Below are 19057 nucleotides of genomic sequence, written 5' to 3'. Positions count from 1 at the left end.
AAAGTATCTGAATTTGAAAGAAGAAAATATGAATAAAGAAGAGCTTGGAAAGTTATATCCTATAACGGTTGTTCCTTATGATACAAATTGGGCATCTATTTTTGAAAATGAAAAAGAAACTATTATAAAAATACTTGGTTCGGAAGTTGCTTTAAGAGTAGAGCATATTGGAAGCACTGCTGTTCCGAATTTATCTGCAAAAACCTACTATTGATATTTTAGTTGAAATCCCAAAAGAAGCAGCTATTAAGATTTAAATTATTAGTAAAATGACACAAAATAATTATCTCATATGAAAGAACAATAAATCATTTGGTGTTTGCTAAGGGATATTTTCCAACTGGATTAGAAAAAATATCATTCCATGTCCACCATATGGGAACAAAAGAACAATTTTTTATGGATAGAATATATTTTAGAGATTTTCTTCGCGTAAATCCTTCGGTTGCCAATGAATATGAACAATTAAAGCTAAAGTTAGACCTATAAACATGATAGGGAAGCATACACTGAAAGTAAAATGAATTTATTAGCAAAATAACAAATCAACTGATGATGCGTATAGAAAATCAATCGCGGATAACGGTGAGGTTCTAGAAACTGTCATAATTGAGGAGATCTTCATGCCTGAAATAATTAAATTTGTCATGAGGAGATGACAGAACTTGAGCTGATTCCCGTTTTTTAACATGAGCCTTGTCCGATCCCTTGTACCTGCCCGAAATTGTACTAGGATTCATTTACGATTAATAACTAAATTCGGGTTTGAACCGATTAGAATATTTTTACTAAATGGGGACATTCTATTTGTTAAAATAGGGAGGGCTCAGGACATGTTTAATTTTCAAAGAAAGAAGTCAAACACTACTCCAGAGGAGATCCCTTTCCATTCCGAGTCTCAAACCTTGCCACTTGCCCAGACTCCGGAAGATAACCTAATTGCCGTTATGGATAAGTTATCTAACCCTTTAGACTTGAAAGTTATTAATCTTCAATACCCCGAAAATAGTGGATTTATAGTTTATTTGGAAACATTAGTCGATTCTTCCGTTATACATGATCACATATTAAAACCGATGGCAAATGGCCTTGATTTACCTATACGACAAAAGTTAACAGCAAAAGAAATTATTATCAGGAATGACCTTAATGAGACAATCCACGACTTGTTGAGGGGCTATGTCGTTCTTTTCCTGCGTGAAAATACCCAAGCCATTTCCGTAGGCGCTCAGTCGGAGCGTATTCGCTCCTTACAAGAACCAGACAACGAGAAGGTCATTCGAGGAAACCATGATGGTTTAATAGAAAATATAAACGTTAACATTCATTTGATTCGCAAACGCCTCGAGAGCAGCCAATTGATCGTCAAACCCTTCACTGTCGGTGATGAAGTCAAATCAACCCTAGTCCTTTTGTATATGAAAAACATAGCTAATCCCGAAATGATCGATAAAGCCTCGCATCGAATTTCTACAATCCACGCCGACTTGTTCAAGTCTTCGGGTTACGTCGAGCAACTCATTGAAGACAGTCCGTTCTCTCCGTTCCCACAGATCCTGAGCACCGAGAGACCGGATCGGATTGCATATAACCTGATAGAAGGAAGGGCGACCATTCTGACGGACGGAAGCCCTACCGCTTTGGTGTTTCCAGTTAATTTGTTTACTTTTTTCCAATCGCCAGATGATTACAATAGCCGATGGTATGTAGGATCGTTCTACCGTTTGCTACGTCTATTGTGTTTTTTTATAGCCATAACGTTACCCGCGCTCTATATCGCGATCATAGCTTTTCATTTTGAAGTGCTACCCTTCAAGCTTGTCATTGCATTTAAGCAATCCGTCGAATTGGTACCGTTTCCTCCACTAATCGAAGCGATGATGATGGAATTGACGATCGAACTGATTCGCGAAGCCGGCATCCGGCTGCCGACTTCCATCGGCCCAGTCATCGGCATCGTGGGGGGGCTCATAATTGGACAAGCGGCGGTGGAGGCGAATCTCGTATCAAATATCATGATCATCGTCGTGGCTTTCACCGCTACGGCTTCTTTCGCCATCACGTCGAACGAGATGGTGAATGCGCTCCGTCTGTTACGATTCCCCATCATGATTTTCGCGGCGGGTTTCGGTTTCTTGGGGGTCTCGATATGCATGTCCGTGGTGCTGATGCACCTATGTGCGTTGGAATCATTTGGTACGCCATATTTAGCCCCGTTGTCCACGAACAGATGGGTAGATTTCAGGGATGCAATATTGCGTTTTCCGTTATGGTTAATGGAGCGTCGACCAAGAGATCCTCGTCCAAACAAGGTGAAACGTTCGACAACTATGCGAGGGTGGATATCTGATGAACCGGACGATTACTAGCATTTCATTATTTCAGCTATTCGCCCTTATCGTTCAAGCCCAGTTTGGCTCGGAAGAGCTGGTTCTGCCGAACAAACTATATCAGATCGCTCAGCAAGACAGCTGGTTAATCCACCTGTTAGCCGGTTTTCTCGTACAATTAGTCATCATCGTCCTCTGGTTTCTCTTGCGCCGTCATCCCGATATGGATGTATTCCAGATTGGAGCGAGTATAATGGGCAAATGGCTAGGTGGGATCCTCAACCTCGTATATACGAGTTACTTCCTGTTTCTGGGGGCTTTTCTCTTGGTGCGGATGTATATGTTCCTAAATAAATGGGTCTATCCCATGACCCCCGATTGGGTTCTTCTTTCTTTGATCGTGGGAGCTTGCTGCTATATCGGAGCACAGCGCTTACGCGCCATCGGTCGGTTTTATTCGATTACCCTGATCACGACTGCGGCGTTCATTTTGATTGCCCTTTATGCCTTTCAGGAGGAAAGAGACTGGCTGAACCTGTTGCCGATTGCTAAAACGGGCTGGAAATCCTGGGTTAGGGGGCTCGAAGCCTCCATGACCTCCCTCATCGGATTTGAGATGATGCTCATATTCGTTCCGCGGACGAAAGGCACCCCGAAACAAGTGTTGTGGACGGTGATGGCCGCCAACGGCTTTGTCGTATTAATTCACGTGCTGCTTATCCTGGTGAGCCTGGTTTATTTTTCTCCGGAAGAATTGCAGTACTTGCCGGAACCGATCATTTATATGACCAAGACCTATTCCTTTGTGTTCGTCGAGAGGATCGATCTGGTCTATCTGTCATTCTGGATCGTCTCCTCCATGACTTGCTTCACCATTAACGTGTACGCCGGATCCATTGGTTTGGCGCAGACGTTCCGAAGAAAAGGGAGAACCCATTTCTTGTATGGAGGGATGGCTATCTGTTTGGGAGTCGCCATTTGGATGGATCGTCCATTCATAATTGATCACTGGATTCCCTTCATTCACGTCTATGCATTGTTCATCATCGTTGTAATCCCTCTCGTGCTGCTTGCAATCTCTGCGTTATGGAAAAAAGGGGAGGCGAATGTATCTTGACTAGAAAATTATACTCCTTGCCGTTGCTTTTCTTTTTCGGTATTGGACTGACGGGTTGCTGGGACCAAAATTTGTTGAAAGATAGCAACCTGATTACATGCGTGGGCATCGATCAAGCTAAGGGAGGAAAGGTCGAAGTTACTGCTACGACGAATATCGGCATTCCAGAGGTGGGCGTAGCCCGTCAAGGCCAAGGACAGGGAGGCCAAATTGTAACTGCCATCGGCGACACAGTCCGCAACGCGCGGATCATGATCGATCGAAAGACGACCAAATCACTCAATGCCTCCGAGTTGCAGATCTTGATGATCAGCGAAAACTTCGCTCGTGCGAACGTTCTCGCACCGCTCAACGTGTTCTTCAGGGACAGGCTCAGCAACCTGAACTCCAAGATAATCATCGTGCAAGGAAGTCCGGCCAAGCTTATGGAGGCGGTCTCGAAGAAGAATTCGCAAGTCGGGCGTTTTTTGGCCGATATGCTGCAGGGAGAGGAGAAGAGGTTTATCATTCCATCCGTAAATTTAGGATCCATCATCGGCGATATCTTGCCCCCGGGCAAGGATGCTCTTCTTCCGCTCATGAAGATACAAGGTGGAGAGGCGGTGATGGCCGGTACTGCTATGATCCATAACGAAAAGATGAAGGGAGCTCTTTCGTCGGAAGAGACGATATTAGCTTTGATCTTCACACGCCACGATCCGAATGAAGCAATTATCACGCTTAAGGTTCAAAACGGAAAATCGCCTGCATCGCGCAATTATATGACGATCGCTGTCGTTGGGAAGAAGGAAAAGGTCCGTGTCTTCGTCGATGATCATCACAAAATAGTGGCACAGCTCCGTACGGTGTTAACTGCGCACATTCAGGAATTCGACGAGTTAGGCGTTTACACGGAAGAAAACATACAGAAGTGGAACCGTGAGCTATCCGATCAGTTCACGGAACAAGCCACGAATACCATTCACAAGCTGCAGGAGAACAATTGTGATCTCTATGGCATAGGCGAGAGGTTAAGGGCTCTTCACCCGACAATATGGAAGTCTCTCGATTGGGATAAAGACTATGGCAAAGTCGAGTTTCAAGTCCTCGTCCAGGTAGATCTTCTGCATACCGGGGGGATCAGTTAAGGATAATTAATCTCAAAGGATAAAAAATCTTGATAGATATCTACAGCTGAAGAGTGATTCATTTACAGGTCCATCTACGATACAAGATAAGCCCAACAAGCAACACCAAAAATTCAATCGAAAAATGCTTTCTTTACTTCGAGTTAGAATCGAGTAGGAGGGGGCTAGCAGCACCCTTCTACTTCAAAAACATCAACATTATATTCTCGTCCATGGCTGCTGCTGTTTGTTTTTAGGGTCAGTCTAATACATATTATTGGAAGTCTGAAGGTTTGGTAATTAGAAAAACCTCACGGATTCAATACTGAGATCGTCAAGATTGTTTTGCTTAGAGACTTGTACGACAAAAGGCCGTCGATTATTTAGAAATAAATGTATAGTAGTAGATAGCATTTTGTCGGATGACAAGAACATAGTCCGATTAATATCCGCCTAAATGGTGGCTTTTTTAATTTATTGGATTATATTCTTGTCATTTCTCCATGTCAAGAATATGATCCGATTGCCGACAAAAGAACAAGCAATTTTTTTAAACAATTGGCAAACTTATGGGTAAATTAATGTTAAGCTTATGAGTAAAATCACAATTTTTCCTTTCTAAAGATGAAAATGTAGATGAGAAATCCTAACATTTTCATTGTAATTTGTAGTCGAATGTCTACAAATTTATAGTATGATAAAAGAAATAAACTAAAGGAGGATAATATGGTAAAAAATTCGTCTATCTTTATTATTGTTTTAGGATTACTTTTTTCTTCAGGATGTGGAACTGAAAAGGCAGCTGATGAACAAAAAAGTTCTACTTTTATAAGTGGTTCTTATAAACTTCAAGGAGAAAAAGGCAGAATTGGTATATTAGCTGATGGATTTAAAGTAGGCGTTCCAAATAAATATATGTGGTTTTTTTGGGGGACGAAAGAGGAGTTATCACGTACTCCGTTTAAAGTGGAAGCCATTGACCTAAAAACAGGTGAGAAACATCCAGTATTATTAAAGGACATAGGAACTCCAAATAAAACAGTTGTTTGGGAGTACAGTACGATAGGTGGACCCAATAGTGGAGCTGATGCTCATAGTCCATCTGGAATGGAATTCCCGACATCAGGTAAATGGAAACTCAATGCTTATTTAGGTGAAGAATTTTTTGGTAGTATTATCATCAATGTTCATTGAACGAAATCTAACTATCTAGATATACCTTTTGTAACTACTTTATTAGAAAGTTGAAATATGCTTATCGTTGCTTATAGATAACTAGCACATAATAATATTTTGAAAACTAAAAAAAGGTATGAAGAATCAATTTTATACTATTGGAATTGCAGGTCATTTGATCATGGAAAGACATCTTTAACTAAAGCATTAACGAATATTGATACTGATAACAAGCTTTCAAAGTGCAGCTGATGAAAAGACAAAATATATGGTTGAAAAATACAGTGGGTTCTGGTCGAGGCATCCGGAAGACTGGCAGCTGTATGCCGTTCTCTGGCCAACACTCCTGCAGAAGCTATTGTAGGGGAGCGAGGCACTCCCCCTTGTGATAAGGGCCTGCTTGGACTAAAAAAACGACAGTGATGAACTGTCGAGCATTAGCTGTGATTATTTGAATCCTCCGAATTTGGAGCTCTCCAGCGTCTCGTCGATCTTGTCCTGACGGATCCCAATGCAAGACATTGTGATCATGCATCAATTTCAGTCGTAAGGCTCTGTTCGATCTTCCGATGTGCCCGGATCAGTTCTATTACAAGCCTACGTTCTTTAATCGACATCATAACGGAGTCAAGATAAACCGGTGCAGATACGTCTGAAAACTCCAATCTCAGTACAGGAGTTGTTTCCTCCTCTTGTTCCTTCAACGTGGTTTGTAGAGTCATGCTGAAAGAAGCACGTATACTTCTCTCACATATCCGTTCGAACAACGAAAATGTTCTTATCGACTCCTTTTTAACAAAATTCTCATAGACCACTTTTTTTACGTTTTTGTCCAGTTTCGGAACATCCTTTGTCATGTTATCAATAAAGGTTTCTACTCTTGTACGTATGGCAGATGTACAAGATGGGCCAATGCAGATAGAGAGACTATCGCAGTATTTATTAAGAAATTGTTTGTTCTCAAGGTCGAAAAAAATCCGTTTATAGATCTCGTCAAGAAGATTCATAAACGTATCATCAATTTCTTGTTGCACACGAATTCTCATCAATTCGTTCACATCTTCAACGAGGCTCGGGGAAACCTGATGTATGATCTCTTCATAGGTTACTTCTCTGAATGCACGGGCTAAAATCAAGAGAGTACCGAGAGTAGGGATCATCTTAGAAGATTCAATCTTTGAAATATGTCCCTGCGCGATTAACGTTGTAGATTCAAAGTCCGTTTGTGTTTTGTAGCCATTCGAAATTCTAAGATTTTTCAAAAAAAGTCCACTGGAATTCAAAACCTTCGACCTCCAAATTCTTTCGATATTCTTCATATATTCAAAGAATATATGAAGAATACTTAAAGAGTATAACAGTTGTATGATGTTGTCAAGTTGTCTTCTTCTAACGGAAGAAGTACTAAGCTTGGAGTTTTTTCTCGCAAATAAAAAGCCAATAGAATCAATTGTTTTTTTAATCGAAAATTAACTTCGAGGGAAAAGTGAAAATGGAGAAATCTCTCGTGGGGCCCGTGAGAGATCCGGATCAAAGGCTGTTGTTACGATCCCACCGGTCTTCACCGGCCAAAGCTCAAGATTAATCACTTGCGTGGCTGCCAGGGAGAAGACAACAGCTGCTCTTTCCTAGTCGGGGGAATCCGGAGGGCTGGCTGCTGCCGGCGTGCCAGGCGCTGGCCAGAGCTGTAGTTACAGCAGCCTTCGTCGGGACCGCGGCGAGCTTTCAGGAGCTCTTTTTTGCTCGAGCCGGGCTGCTGCTCTGAAAGCCCAATCGAAATCATCAGTCAGGTTTCCGGCTGGCCAGCGAGACAGCAACTGCTCTTTTCTGGTCAGAGTGACCCGAAAGAACCAGCCACTGCCGACGTGCCAGGCGCTAACTAGAGCTGCAGCTGAAAAAGTCCATCGTCGGGATTCCGGATGAGGGGCTTTTTTTGCGATCGTTAGGGCTGCTGCCCCGAAAGCTCAGGCGAATCATACGTAGGATGCCGGTTGGCCAGGAAGACAGCAGCAGCTCTTTCCTGGTCGGGGGGATCCGGAAGGCCGGCTGCTGCCGGCGTGCCAGGAGCAGGCCAGAGCTGCAGCAACCCTCGTCGGGACCGATGCGAGCTTTCAGGAGCTTTTTTTTCACTCGAGCCGGCTGCTGCTCCAAAGAGCTCAAGCGAACCATACGTTGGGGTGCCGATTGGCTAGGAAGACAGCAGTTAGCTGCTCTTTCCTGGTCGTAGGATCCGGAAGGCCGGATGCTACGACCAGGAGCAGGCCAGAGCTAGCAGCTGGTGCCCCTCGTCGAGATTCGAATGAGAGGCTTTTCTGCGATCGAGTCGGTCTGTTGCGCCAGAGCTCCGTAATCACACGGCGTATGCCGGCAGGCCGCAGAGACAGCAGCAGCTCTTTCCTGGCCGGGGGGATCCGGAAGATCCGGAAGACCGGCTCCTGCTGGTGTTCCAGGCAGGCCAGAGCTGCAGCTCAGCAACCAATCGTCGGGAGCGCGACTTGATCTGGAAGAGAGGCTTTTTTGTGATCGTGCCATAAAGCTTCGCGGAGAGTTCAACCTCTTTACGAGTCAGTACACACGTCCTTGATTTAGAATGGCATCTCCCTAAATCATGTTGCTCACGATCGACTTGGTGTATGATTAATTAAAACAAACCCAGTAGGAGTTGATACCTTTGAAAGGACTTTATTATCATCCGGATAGAATAGTGGACGCGACAGGTGCATTAATGGACAGTGACAAGCATTCGGCTATTGTATATTTCTGCGAGCAAATTGAAGAGAACGCTCCGGAAGTAATTAATGAACTGAAATCACTTTACGATTGTTATGGTGAAGCTCATGAATGGTTTGAAAAGTTCCATAAAGGGAGTCGCATATTTCCAAATTCATGGAAAGTGGTCAGTACCGCCCAAGATAACAATTACTCTGGATATATCAAGATAAGAGAATCCATTATGGTGTGGGCCAAAAAGTTTTACCTGATCGATCCATCAGATTTTTACAAGGAAGTTGGCCTCTTCGCAATCTCGGTTTACTACGAGGAAACACAAGAATTTGATCGTAAAAAGCGAAAACGAAATATTGAGGAGTATGCTCGAAATTTAAATATTCCAATTGCGGCATGCCGCAACATGTATAGAACCTCATGGCCATATGAAGAGGTACTTTCCCTCTCGGAATACATTTATCATGAGGACGAGGAAGATGACATCGAATTAAGTAAGAGTATTGGTCAGGGGGAGCAGATTCATGCCTTGTTCTTTCATCACATGTTTCCCTTTACGTTTTCACCAGATACTGCAATTCTCGGTTTAAACCCATCATCAAAAGAGAATGCTTTCACCTTTGAATGGATACAGGCATATTACGAATTAATATTATCAACTTACGAAAAACGACGTGAAGAAGCAATTAAAGCAGGAAAACCTTAGAAATAATGCCTTTTTCCGGAGCTGGTTGGGATCCAAGAAGAGAAACATGGCGTGATTTTGAGGAAAAAATGGACCAATACTATAAAATGTATAAGGAAGCATACCGCGCGCGCTCCGAGAGATTTCTTCGAGAACGTGGATACGTGAAGGAAAAGGAAAAGCGAAATTACGAGCACTTCAAATGGCTTGTACATTATCAAGTTCAAGGATGGAATCTACGCGAAATTGCCGATCATTACAATACTAGTAAATCAGAAGTGATACTTCAAGAAGATGCAATCTTTCGAGGGATTAAGAGTACAGCTGAATTGGTTAGGTTACCTTTGAGGATAGGAAAACAAAAGTAATCAACATAAAGAACCCATCGTCGTAAGCGTCAAACTTTCAATACGCTAAACAATTTGTCGGCATGCAGTATAAAAAATATCCATCCCGTTTACAATTGGATTGTTCATCTTTCACCCACAGAGGGATCCAGAAGATTGGCTGCTGCTTGCTTGCGTATGGGCGTTGGCCAGCACTCCTGAAACTACTCTTTCCTGTCAGGAACCGGATACGGACGTATGGACGCACCCTGCTGGCCAGGTCGCTGGCCAGCAACTACAGCTGCAGGTGCATTTTGCCAGGTCCGCGGCGTTGATCCGGAGAGTAGGTTTTCCGTTCCGTCCGGCAGGATCCTCCGGCGAGAGCAGTGCAGCTACTCGTTCCTGGCCTGGAACCGGATACGCACACGTACGGACGCAAGCACCCTGCGGGCCAGGCGCTTGCCAGCAATCCCATCAGCAGGTGCCTTTTTCAGGTCCAGGCGTTGATCCGGAGAGTAGGTTTTCCATTCAACCAGCAGTATCCTCCGACGAGGTCAGCCAGCAGCTGCTCTTTCCTGGCCAGGAACCGGATACGGATGAGCGGTCGCACCCTGCGGGCCAGACCGAAATTTTATTTTTTATTTTTTTCAAGATACTCTTCTATTAAACTTGCAATAATGTTGTTGTAACCAGGTATTTTTCTAATTTCGTCAATCGTATTTTTCTTTATTTTAATCGTGAACGGTTCTTTTCTTTCCCCGAGGGGGAGCCTCTTAGTTCCCACTATAAACACCAACCTATTAAAGGTGAAGATAATATTTTTATTTTATGCTTGTGACAGTTTGATGCCTTTGTACAAATGCTAATTGAGTTCAATATGCTAAAACTGAGCCTCCCCTCCATATGACTAATTTGTGTACGAGTTGTCCCACGTTTAGATTTTACCTTAAATCTGAGCGAGGGTGTAGAAGATGAGAGCCGCTGGACTTTTGTATCTTGTATTGTTCTTAGATGCTCAGGTCATATATAGGAAATTTTCCAACTGACCAGCAACTACAGCTGCAGGTGTCTTTGGCCAGGTCCGTGGCGTTGATCCGGAGATTTGGTTTCCGATCCCCCGGCAGGATCCGCCGGCTGAAGCGCAACTGCTCGTTTCTGGTCATTAACCGGTTACGGGTGAGCGGTCGCACCCTGCAGTGTAAGGAGGGACCCGTGAAGATCGATATCAAAGCCATTTCATTTGGGTTTTCCAAGCTGCCGTTAGCCTTTTACGTTGATAGATCAAGTCATTACCTTTTGCTTCCAGCGCATTGAAATGGTCAAAGGTATTCTTGCACCCCGACTCTAGGAGGTGTAAATCCACTATGGCGACAAACAAGCGAAATACTCACAATCAGGCAGTATGAAGAACACGGAAAAAAGAAGCAATGTTCAAAAGAGATTCGAACATACAGTATTGAAGATTAGATATCTTTCTGTTATCATCGATAATGATTATCATTATCGATTTTTTAAGGAGGGATTGTTACGGAATCCAAAGCAATGCATGCTAAACGAAAGGCAGCGCCTAAAGGCCATAAAACGAAGCCGCACTCCCCCATATCCCGATTAAAGCCTTTCCTGCTCAAGCGGAAAGCGGCGCTGGTCGGATCGATTGCGACGGGCGTTGTTGCTACCCTGATGGGCCTTATTCCTTACTGGGTTATCTATCGGATATGCACGGGTTTGACGGACGGCGGTCTGCTCGGCGATAAAGCGCAATTGCTCGTGCTTGCCGGGACGGCGTTGTTTGCGATTGTGCTCAAAGGGCTGCTGACGGCGTTGTCGACGAATTGGACGCACCGCGTTGCCTACGACGTAGTATACGAGGTCCGCATGGCCTTGGCGGATAAGCTGGCCAAGCTGCCGCTCGGCTACTTCGATCGGACGGACAGCGGCAAGATCAAGCACACGCTGAACGAAGACGTGGAGCAACTGGAGGAAGGCATTGCCCATCTGCTGCCTGACATTACAGCAAGCACGGCCTTGCCGATTCTCTCCTTTGCTATCATGTTCACGATGGATTGGAGGATGGGGCTTGCCGTGCTTGCATTTATCGGTGTAACGGTGGGTGGATACGCGCTGGTGATGACCTATTTGAAACCACTGCAAGCCGGGTACGGCAAAGCGGGGGCGGCAGTCAGCAGCGCCATTCTTACATATGTATACGGAATGAAGGTCATTCGCGCCTTCTCCAGTACTGAGCTGGCATTCGAGTCGTATTCGAAAGCGGTTCGCGAATTTTCGGACACTAGCTCCCTGATCGAGAGCAAGGGAATGCCGGCCAAAACGGCAGCCGTGCTGCTCTCGCGGACGGCGCTGCTGATTGTTATCCCTTCAGGGATTTGGTTGATCACGCGGGAGCAACTTACGATTCCTGTGCTTATCTTTTTTATCCTCATGTCATTAGGGGTAGGGGCTGCTTTATTCAAAATGCTCCGGTCGAGCGGTATGACGGCCTTTCGTTTGGCCGCGTCGCTCAAAAATGTCGGAAAGATGTTGGAGGAGCAGGAAATGGCGTCTGCCGGTCGACCGCAGATACCAAAGGATGCGACCATCCGGCTGCAGCACGTGACCTTTGCCTATAACAAACAAGCAGTGCTCAGTGATATATCCCTAGAGATTCCCGCGGGAACTATGACAGCACTGGTGGGGCCGTCTGGAGCCGGGAAGACGACGATAGCCCGCCTGCTTCCCCGTTTCTGGGATACAGACGGCGGCAGTGTGATCATTGGTGGCGTCGATGTACGAGAGATGAGCGAAGAACAGTTGATGTCGCTCGTGTCGTTTGTTTTTCAGGATGCTTATTTGTTCCAGGGAACCGTCATGGACAATATCCGGTTCGGCAAGCCTGCTGCTACGGAGGAGGAGGTCATGGCTGCCGCCCGCCGGGCAGGCTGTCATACGTTCATCGAACAATTGCCGCAAGGCTATCATACCGCTGTCGGCGAAGGCGGGATGACGCTCAGCGGCGGCCAGCGGCAGCGGATCAGTCTTGTTCGCGCCATACTGAAGGATGCGCCGATTATCATACTCGACGAGGCGACGGCGCTTGTCGATCCGGAGAACGAAGCCCGCATTCTGGATGCGCTGGCGGGTCTGCTTCATCCTGCCGAAGGCGAGCCCAAAACGATTGTTGCGATCGCCCATCGGCTTGGCACCGTGGTGCACGCCGACCAAATTGCCGTCATCGACGAGGGGCGTGTCGCGGCTGTCGGGACGCACGGAGAACTGCTGCAGAGCAGCGAACTGTATCACCGCCTATGGGAAGCGTATGAGGCCGGGACGGAGGATTTGGAGGAAGAAGAGCTAGTTCCGGGCCCGGTAATTGCATTGGAAGCGCCAGCCCCGGATTTGACGCTGCGGGCGCAGGCAGGCGTACAGATGGCTAAGGATTCGCAGACGTTCGGCAAGCTGGGCGTTAGCACGTCAGCGCCGGACAATCCTCACCGACATTTGGATGGGATGTCCGAGCTTCAGCAATCGTTGCTGCTAGCTGGCGACAAGGCTAATCGGCTGCGGGGCGCACTCGTTTTTGCCTTTTTTGAGAACGTGTTTACTGCGCTTGGTTCCATTGCTGTGGTCGCCGTCTTGTATAAACTGCTTGCCGATAGACCCGACGAGGCGTGGGCAGCAGCAGGTTGGATGGCGTTGATGTTTGCTGGCCAGTCGGTGTTTTATTTCCTGACGAATAAATGGTCTTTTCCCTTGTTCGGCCACTTTCTGACGCATATTCGTCTGTATTTGGGCGACCGGCTGCGCAAGGTGCCGTATGGCTTCTTCCTGCAAAAGGATGCTTCTGTCCTGGAATCGCGGGTGAAAACCGACGCGGGCAGCTACATCTATGTGCCTTCCATCGTTATCGGCCTGATTAAGGCATGCGTCATTCCACCGTTGATTCTGATGGCGATGCTGTGGATGGATTGGCGGCTTGCGCTGGTTTCGCTGGCAGGCGTACCGCTCAGTGTTGTCTCTGCATGGCTTGCAGAACGGAAGCTGAAGGAGATCATGCAGAAACTGTCGGCTGCACGGCAGGCAGCCAACAGCCGAATTCTGGAGTATATTCGCGGCATAGCCGTCATCCGCTCCTTCGGACTGACCGGCAGCCGGATGCAAAGCTATGAGGAAACGATTCGCAAATACAGGGATGCCAGTATATCCATTAATCGGAAGCTGACGCCGTATACGGCAGTCTATCATATTTCGTTCGAGTTGGGTTTGGCACTGGTCTTAATCGTCGGCGGGTTGTTCGTGGCACAAGGAACACTGGCACCTGCAAACTTCATGGTGTTCCTTGTCTTGGCAATTTGTTTCTATGAGCCGTTGCCGCTAATGGATTATGCCCTGTTCAAGCGTATGTTCGCGACGACGGTGCACCATATGAACGATATTATTCTGGCCGAGGAGATGCCGCTTCTGCCGTCGGAACGCCGTCCGATGCAAGGTGCCGAGATTGCGTTCCGCGACGTAACATTTAGCTACGGAGATAAGCCGGTGCTGAATGGTTTGAATCTGGTTATACCAGAAAAGGGGACGACGGCTCTTGTCGGCCCTTCGGGTGGGGGCAAGACGACGATGCTGCATTTGATTGCGCGCTTCTGGGATGTACAGCAAGGCGCGGTAATGATCGGCGGCGCGGATGTGCGCGGCATGAGCTCCGATGAATTGATGCGGCAGTTGGCCTTTGTGTTCCAGGACGTGTATCTGTTCAATGACACGGTGACGAACAATATCCGATACGGCAATCCCGACGCCAGTATGGAGCAGGTGGAAGAAGCAGCCCGAAAAGCCCGCTGTCACGATTTTATTATTAAACTGCCTGACGGCTACGATACGGTAGTGGGCGAAGGCGGCGGGCTGCTGTCAGGCGGCCAGCGGCAACGCATTTCGATTGCGCGGGCGATACTTAAGGACGCGCCGATTATTTTGCTGGATGAAGCGACAGCCAGCGTTGATCCGGACAACGAACGGTATATTCAGGAGGCGTTCGAGGAAATGGCCCGAGACAAAACTGTCGTCATTATCGCCCATCGTCTGCATACCGTTCGTCGTGCCGACCATATTGTCGTAATCGACGACGGCAGGGTGGTGCAGTCGGGTACACATAAGGGACTGCTCACCAACGGTGGCATTTACCGCCGCTTCTGGGAGGAGCGCCGCCGAGCCCAGGGATGGTTGCTGCGCAGAACGAATGAAGAAGTTAACCTTTGACAAGATAGGAACGTTATACGGAGGTCTTCCATGGTGACCGTAGGTAACAGCAATCGATAGCAAGGAAGCTGAAGTGCTTGCCGTCTCCAGGGAACGCTTTTGTGGGCATCTCGAAGCTGTTTGACGAGCTTGGCCTTTATCTCTCGCCGCTGGGGCGCGAATTGTCGAGAATCCAGAAATGATTAACCATAATCGCAAAGGATACTATTTTTATTTTTAATGATGATAATGATAATCATTGTATATCAAACCCTATGGAAGAGGTTAGTTCTATGAAGAATAGAGAAGGAAATAAATCTGTTTTAGGAATATGCTATGTCTTATGTTATTTATTATTCTTGACTGCATGCGGGCAAGGACAAGATAATACAAATAAGCCCGCCACGGTCTCGCCTACAATCACAGTTCCCTCACCATCGGACCATGCAAGTACAGTCTCGGGGACTGTCACCTTCCACGCGGACAATGGCGATATTCAAGTCCCAAAGAAACCTCAACGGATTGTGGACTTGACTAATTTTTATACGGGTTTTTTTCTTGCTTTAGGCGTAATCCCCGTTGGAGTCCTATCTGGTTCGGCGGAGAATCCCTACTTCGAGGGTATGTTGAAAGGTGTTCAAGACTTGGGAGAAGAACCTTCTCCCGAGAAAATTCTTGAACTAAAACCTGACTTGATAATAACCTACACAGGAACCGAAGGGATCGAGGTATTTGAAAAAATTGCCCCGGTTGTCGCAGTTGAATACGGGAAGAGAAACTACAAAGAACAGATGCTGGAGTTCGGCAAGTTGATCGGAAATGAAGAGGCGGGTAAAACATGGGTCGATCGCTGGGAGAAGAAGATTCAGGAACTTAAGCCGATGATTCAAGAAGCCGTAGGCAACAAAACGGTATCCATACTGAACCCCTATGAAAAAGGCTTGTTTGTTTTCGGTCATAACTACGGCCGGGGAGGAGAGATCATTTACGGGGAATTCGGCTTGAAAGCTCCACCCGAAGCACAAAAGGCAGCAATTGATAGCGGAACTGGGTGGGCTTCTATTTCCCTAGAGAAGCTGCCGGAATTCTCTGGTGACATTATTTTTACATGTCCATGGGCAGGTGATACAAGTGATCCGAAGATCGTATACGATAATCCGATATGGAAACAGCTACCTGCGGTGAAAAAACAGCATGTCTTCCAACTTAATCCGAAAGCCGATACATACAACGATCCCGTTTCGCTTGATGGTCAGTTGGATTTTATATCGGATAGTTTACTTTCCATTAAATAATGCCAAACACCCGCAAAAACTTGCGGGTGTTTCGGTGCATCAATTTGAAAGTATTAAGAGCGAATGAAAAATCGTGATTTTTTGAACTTTTATGCCTCCAATCGAATGGAGGCAGGAGGTTAGTGAGGGAAAACAAAAGAGCCAGGCTCTGGAGAAAGCGAAAATGGTGTATGAAACAGGCGAGATTATAAGAACAGATATCCTGTCCTGTGAAGTATTTGAAATAATAGTAGTCGTTAATCGATAAGTTGAAAAGTGGATATAAAAACCCGCTGTGGATCCACAACGGGTTTCGTAAAACTTTTGACTACACTGCATCTTGGACAATTGTTATTTGATAAATTGGTATGATTGCGGTAGCGGTCCCTTGAGTTGTTGGCGGACTAGTTGGGCGTGAAACGACATTGGTTCCTAAGAATAATACTTTGTCATCGACGTTAGAGATTTGACCAAAAATTTGGTTACCATCAACCGTATAGACAAATACGTTGTTTCCTAATCTTTCTTTTAACTGGTCTGACATTTTCTTGATTGATTCTGAAATAGGATTATGATTTGATCCCATTTTTCTCACTTTCTTTCTATTAAATTATGGATCGTTTCTCCACAATCATAGTTAATGCAGAAATAAGAGAGTTTGACACTAGTATTTGCCTCATTTGAAACTGTCTCAAGAGAGTAAGCTTCCAAAAGAAAGAATGCTATAAGCAATTATTGCTAGTGAGAACTTAAAGTAATTCAATGAATATGAAGCCTCCGTAATAGAGGTGGAGGAACAGCCCCAAGTCTAATTGAAAAGAACGATCATTTTCCATACGTGAATTGCACCGATCAGGTAGGAATGTGGGGACATCGCCTCGTCAAGGAGGGGTGCCACAGTGCAAGCTTTACGAAATTGGGAGTATTACGGCATGACGGAATCTTTTGCGGACTTGTACGCAAGAGCGGCAAACAAGGAAACTTTTTCACATCTCTATGAGGTTGTTACATCCAGAGAAAATATTTTGCTTGCTTATCGTACGATGAAGTCCAATAAAGGATCAAAGACACCAGGAACCGATGGGCTAACCATCAAAGACATCGAACAACGACCCGAACAAGAACTAGTGAGTGAAATCCAAAGCGTACTTGAAAACTACCGCCCCAAGAAAGTCAGACGGAAACTTATCGAAAAAGACAACGGTAAAATGAGACCGCTCGGCATCCCATGCATTCTCGATCGCATCATTCAACAGTGCTTCAAGCAAGTCCTTGAGCCCATAGCTGAAGCCCAATTTTACAATCATAGCTATGGCTTCAGACCCCTTCGATCAACACATCATGCCATGGCAAGAGTTCAATTTCTCATCAATCAGGCATCAATGCATTTTGTAGTCGACATCGACATATTAGGGTTCTTTGACAACGTCAACCATACCTTGCTCGTAAAGCAACTTTGGAACATGGGTATTCAAGATAGAAAGGTTCTAGCCTGCATCTCAAAAATGCTAAAGGCTGAAATCGAGGGGGAAGGAATACCTTCAAAAGGCGTACCTCAAGGAGGCTTGCTATCAACACTGCTTTCGAATATTGTACTGAACGACCTCGATCATTGGGTGGCTGGTCAATGGGAACTCTTTCCGCTGACAAAACCTTTCCAATCAAGAACTGGCGAAAGGGCTGCGAAAAAACGGTCCAGGCTGAAAGAAGGCTATCTGGTGCGCTACGCCGATGACTTCAAAATCATCTGTCGCGATTGGAGATCCGCCCAGAGGTGGTATCATGCGGTAGTTCTGTATCTTAAAGACCGTCTGAAACTGGATGTCTCACCAGAGAAATCGCAAATCGTCAATCTGCGAAAACGAGAGTCGGAATTTCTTGGGTTTACAATCCGAGCGAACAAAAAGGGTCAAAAGCGAGTAGCGCATACGGGGATTAAAAAGAGCAAAAGGCAAAAAATCAAAGGCGAAGCCAAGAAACACATCCTCAAAATGCGAGCTTCGCCAACGGCTCTAACCGCTGCACGGTTCAACAGCTTTGTTTTAAGGAATTCACAATTACTTCAATCGGGCAACACATGTAAGTGTTGCGTTCTCACGTCTTGCCTACGATCTGCGTGCCTTCATGTACAATCGTCTCAAACAAATCGGGAAATACGAACATCCTGCAAACCCACCGCCAACTTACAGTAAGTTCTACAGCTTGGGTTATAGGACATTTAAAGTAGCAGATGTTTATCTATATCCTCTAGCCAGCGTGAAGACAAAGAATACGATGGGATTCAGTCAAGGGCTTTCGCTCTTTACCACAACAGGCAGAGAACAGATATACAAAAAGCTTCGACCAGATTTACGTCAGGAAATTTACTTACTAACGAAATCTAGCATCCCGAATCAGAGTGTTGAATATATGGATAATCGAATAAGTCGGTATAGCATGAAAATGGGGAAATGCGAACTTACAGGCATGTATCTCTTCGCAACCGATGTTCACTGCCACCACTATATCCCGTTGGACCGAGGAGGAAACGACAAATTTAATAATTTGCGCATTCTCCACAAATAGGTCCAACAACTTATCCATCATACTCATAAAGAGATGATTGACGTACTCAAGAATAAACTGAATCTAACGGAATTGATGATGATCAAGATCAACCAATACCGTGAAAAATATGCATTAGAACCAGTTTAACATACCTCAAATCAATGAGTAACGAGGAACTTATGATCTAGTAAATTCAGTTAGAGGGAACGCGGAGTGCTGGGAAACTGGCACGCTCCGTGTGGAGCAGGGGAAAAGCTGGAGATGGCATCAAATGCTTACCTATTGTTACCGTTAGGTGAACGATACAAGGAGCAATTTGCCGCGGCAGTTGCTCCTTGTTTTTATTAAGCTAACGGGCAGGATACTGAAATTATATCCTCATTCCCTATCCTTATCATTTCAAGATAATGTAGTGACGTAGGCACCCCTCAAAAATCCACCTTCTTTTTTAAATCTTTCGTTTGTATCCTCTTAATTACTTGACAAAAGGTAACTAGTTAGATATTTTAATACATAACCAGTTATCTATTGTGGGGGTGGAAA

At 45.6% G+C, this 19057-nt stretch carries 15 protein-coding genes and 1 pseudogene; 12 read left to right on the top strand and 4 right to left on the bottom strand.

Annotated elements, in window-relative coordinates:
• Window positions 1–13 precede the first annotated feature (13 nt).
• The 6 genes from J2Z66_RS43675 (at window position 14) to J2Z66_RS41435 (ending at window position 5747) form a co-directional block, all read left to right on the top strand.
• Entirely contained in the window at window positions 14–214 is a 201-nt protein-coding gene (locus J2Z66_RS43675) for a GrpB family protein (RefSeq protein ID WP_209979806.1), read from the top strand.
• A gap of 101 nt (window positions 215–315) precedes the next feature.
• A complete protein-coding gene (locus J2Z66_RS44260; RefSeq protein WP_376774571.1) occupies window positions 316–489 on the top strand; it encodes a GrpB family protein in 174 nt (57 codons plus the stop codon).
• A 344-nt stretch (window positions 490–833) separates the two neighbouring features.
• Window positions 834–2369, top strand: a complete 1536-nt coding sequence (locus J2Z66_RS41450) for a spore germination protein (RefSeq protein WP_209979802.1) — start codon at window positions 834–836, stop codon at window positions 2367–2369.
• Window positions 2350–3447 carry a GerAB/ArcD/ProY family transporter gene (locus tag J2Z66_RS41445; protein WP_209979800.1) on the top strand — a complete coding sequence of 366 codons (1098 nt, stop codon included), beginning with the start codon at window positions 2350–2352 and terminating at the stop codon, window positions 3445–3447. The genes J2Z66_RS41450 and J2Z66_RS41445 overlap by 20 nt, the downstream gene beginning before the upstream one ends.
• Complete coding sequence (locus J2Z66_RS41440; RefSeq protein ID WP_209979798.1) at window positions 3444–4574, top strand: Ger(x)C family spore germination protein; 1131 nt, start codon at window positions 3444–3446, stop codon at window positions 4572–4574. Before J2Z66_RS41445 ends, J2Z66_RS41440 begins: the two co-directional genes overlap by 4 nt.
• Window positions 4575–5279: 705 nt before the next feature.
• Complete coding sequence (locus J2Z66_RS41435; protein ID WP_209979796.1) at window positions 5280–5747, top strand: DUF4871 domain-containing protein; 468 nt, start codon at window positions 5280–5282, stop codon at window positions 5745–5747.
• 509 nt (window positions 5748–6256) lie between these two features.
• Here J2Z66_RS41435 and J2Z66_RS41430 read toward each other — a convergent pair.
• The 3 genes from J2Z66_RS41430 to J2Z66_RS41420 all read right to left on the bottom strand — a co-directional run bounded on the left by J2Z66_RS41430 (window position 6257) and on the right by J2Z66_RS41420 (window position 8261).
• On the bottom strand, window positions 6257–7012 hold the full coding sequence (locus J2Z66_RS41430; RefSeq protein ID WP_209979794.1) for a helix-turn-helix domain-containing protein: 756 nt from the start codon (window positions 7010–7012) through the stop codon (window positions 6257–6259).
• Window positions 7013–7671: 659 nt separating this feature from the next.
• Window positions 7672–7815, bottom strand: a complete 144-nt coding sequence (locus tag J2Z66_RS41425) for a hypothetical protein (protein ID WP_209979793.1) — start codon at window positions 7813–7815, stop codon at window positions 7672–7674.
• A gap of 182 nt (window positions 7816–7997) precedes the next feature.
• Complete coding sequence (locus J2Z66_RS41420) at window positions 7998–8261, bottom strand: hypothetical protein (RefSeq protein WP_209979791.1); 264 nt, start codon at window positions 8259–8261, stop codon at window positions 7998–8000.
• A 139-nt stretch (window positions 8262–8400) separates the two neighbouring features.
• Here J2Z66_RS41420 and J2Z66_RS41415 point away from each other — a divergent pair, with 139 nt between their 5' ends.
• The 5 genes from J2Z66_RS41415 (at window position 8401) to J2Z66_RS41395 (ending at window position 15988) form a co-directional block, all read left to right on the top strand.
• Window positions 8401–9159 (top strand): hypothetical protein, encoded by a 759-nt coding sequence (locus tag J2Z66_RS41415; RefSeq protein WP_209979789.1) that lies wholly within the window; start codon window positions 8401–8403, stop codon window positions 9157–9159.
• Between the two features lie 5 nt (window positions 9160–9164).
• The gene (locus tag J2Z66_RS41410; protein ID WP_209979787.1) at window positions 9165–9506 is read left to right on the top strand and encodes a hypothetical protein; all 342 of its coding nucleotides are present in this window, start codon (window positions 9165–9167) and stop codon (window positions 9504–9506) included.
• A 100-nt stretch (window positions 9507–9606) separates the two neighbouring features.
• Entirely contained in the window at window positions 9607–10131 is a 525-nt protein-coding gene (locus J2Z66_RS41405; protein ID WP_209979785.1) for a hypothetical protein, read from the top strand.
• Window positions 10132–11006: 875 nt separating this feature from the next.
• The gene (locus J2Z66_RS41400) at window positions 11007–14714 is read left to right on the top strand and encodes an ABC transporter ATP-binding protein (RefSeq protein WP_209979783.1); all 3708 of its coding nucleotides are present in this window, start codon (window positions 11007–11009) and stop codon (window positions 14712–14714) included.
• A gap of 272 nt (window positions 14715–14986) precedes the next feature.
• The gene (locus J2Z66_RS41395) at window positions 14987–15988 is read left to right on the top strand and encodes an iron-hydroxamate ABC transporter substrate-binding protein (protein WP_209979781.1); all 1002 of its coding nucleotides are present in this window, start codon (window positions 14987–14989) and stop codon (window positions 15986–15988) included.
• A 307-nt stretch (window positions 15989–16295) separates the two neighbouring features.
• On the opposite strand, the gene J2Z66_RS41390 is transcribed toward J2Z66_RS41395, so the two are convergent.
• Window positions 16296–16553: a hypothetical protein gene (locus J2Z66_RS41390; RefSeq protein ID WP_209979779.1), complete on the bottom strand. Its 258-nt coding sequence runs from the start codon at window positions 16551–16553 to the stop codon at window positions 16296–16298.
• A 313-nt stretch (window positions 16554–16866) separates the two neighbouring features.
• Here J2Z66_RS41390 and ltrA point away from each other — a divergent pair.
• Window positions 16867–18661: pseudogene (gene ltrA / locus J2Z66_RS41385) on the top strand (group II intron reverse transcriptase/maturase).
• Window positions 18662–19057 lie beyond the last annotated feature (396 nt).

This window comes from Paenibacillus eucommiae (assembly GCF_017874215.1).
GTDB lineage: Bacteria > Bacillota > Bacilli > Paenibacillales > NBRC-103111 > Paenibacillus_AI > Paenibacillus_AI eucommiae.
This window is presented reverse-complemented; position numbering and strand designations above follow the sequence as displayed.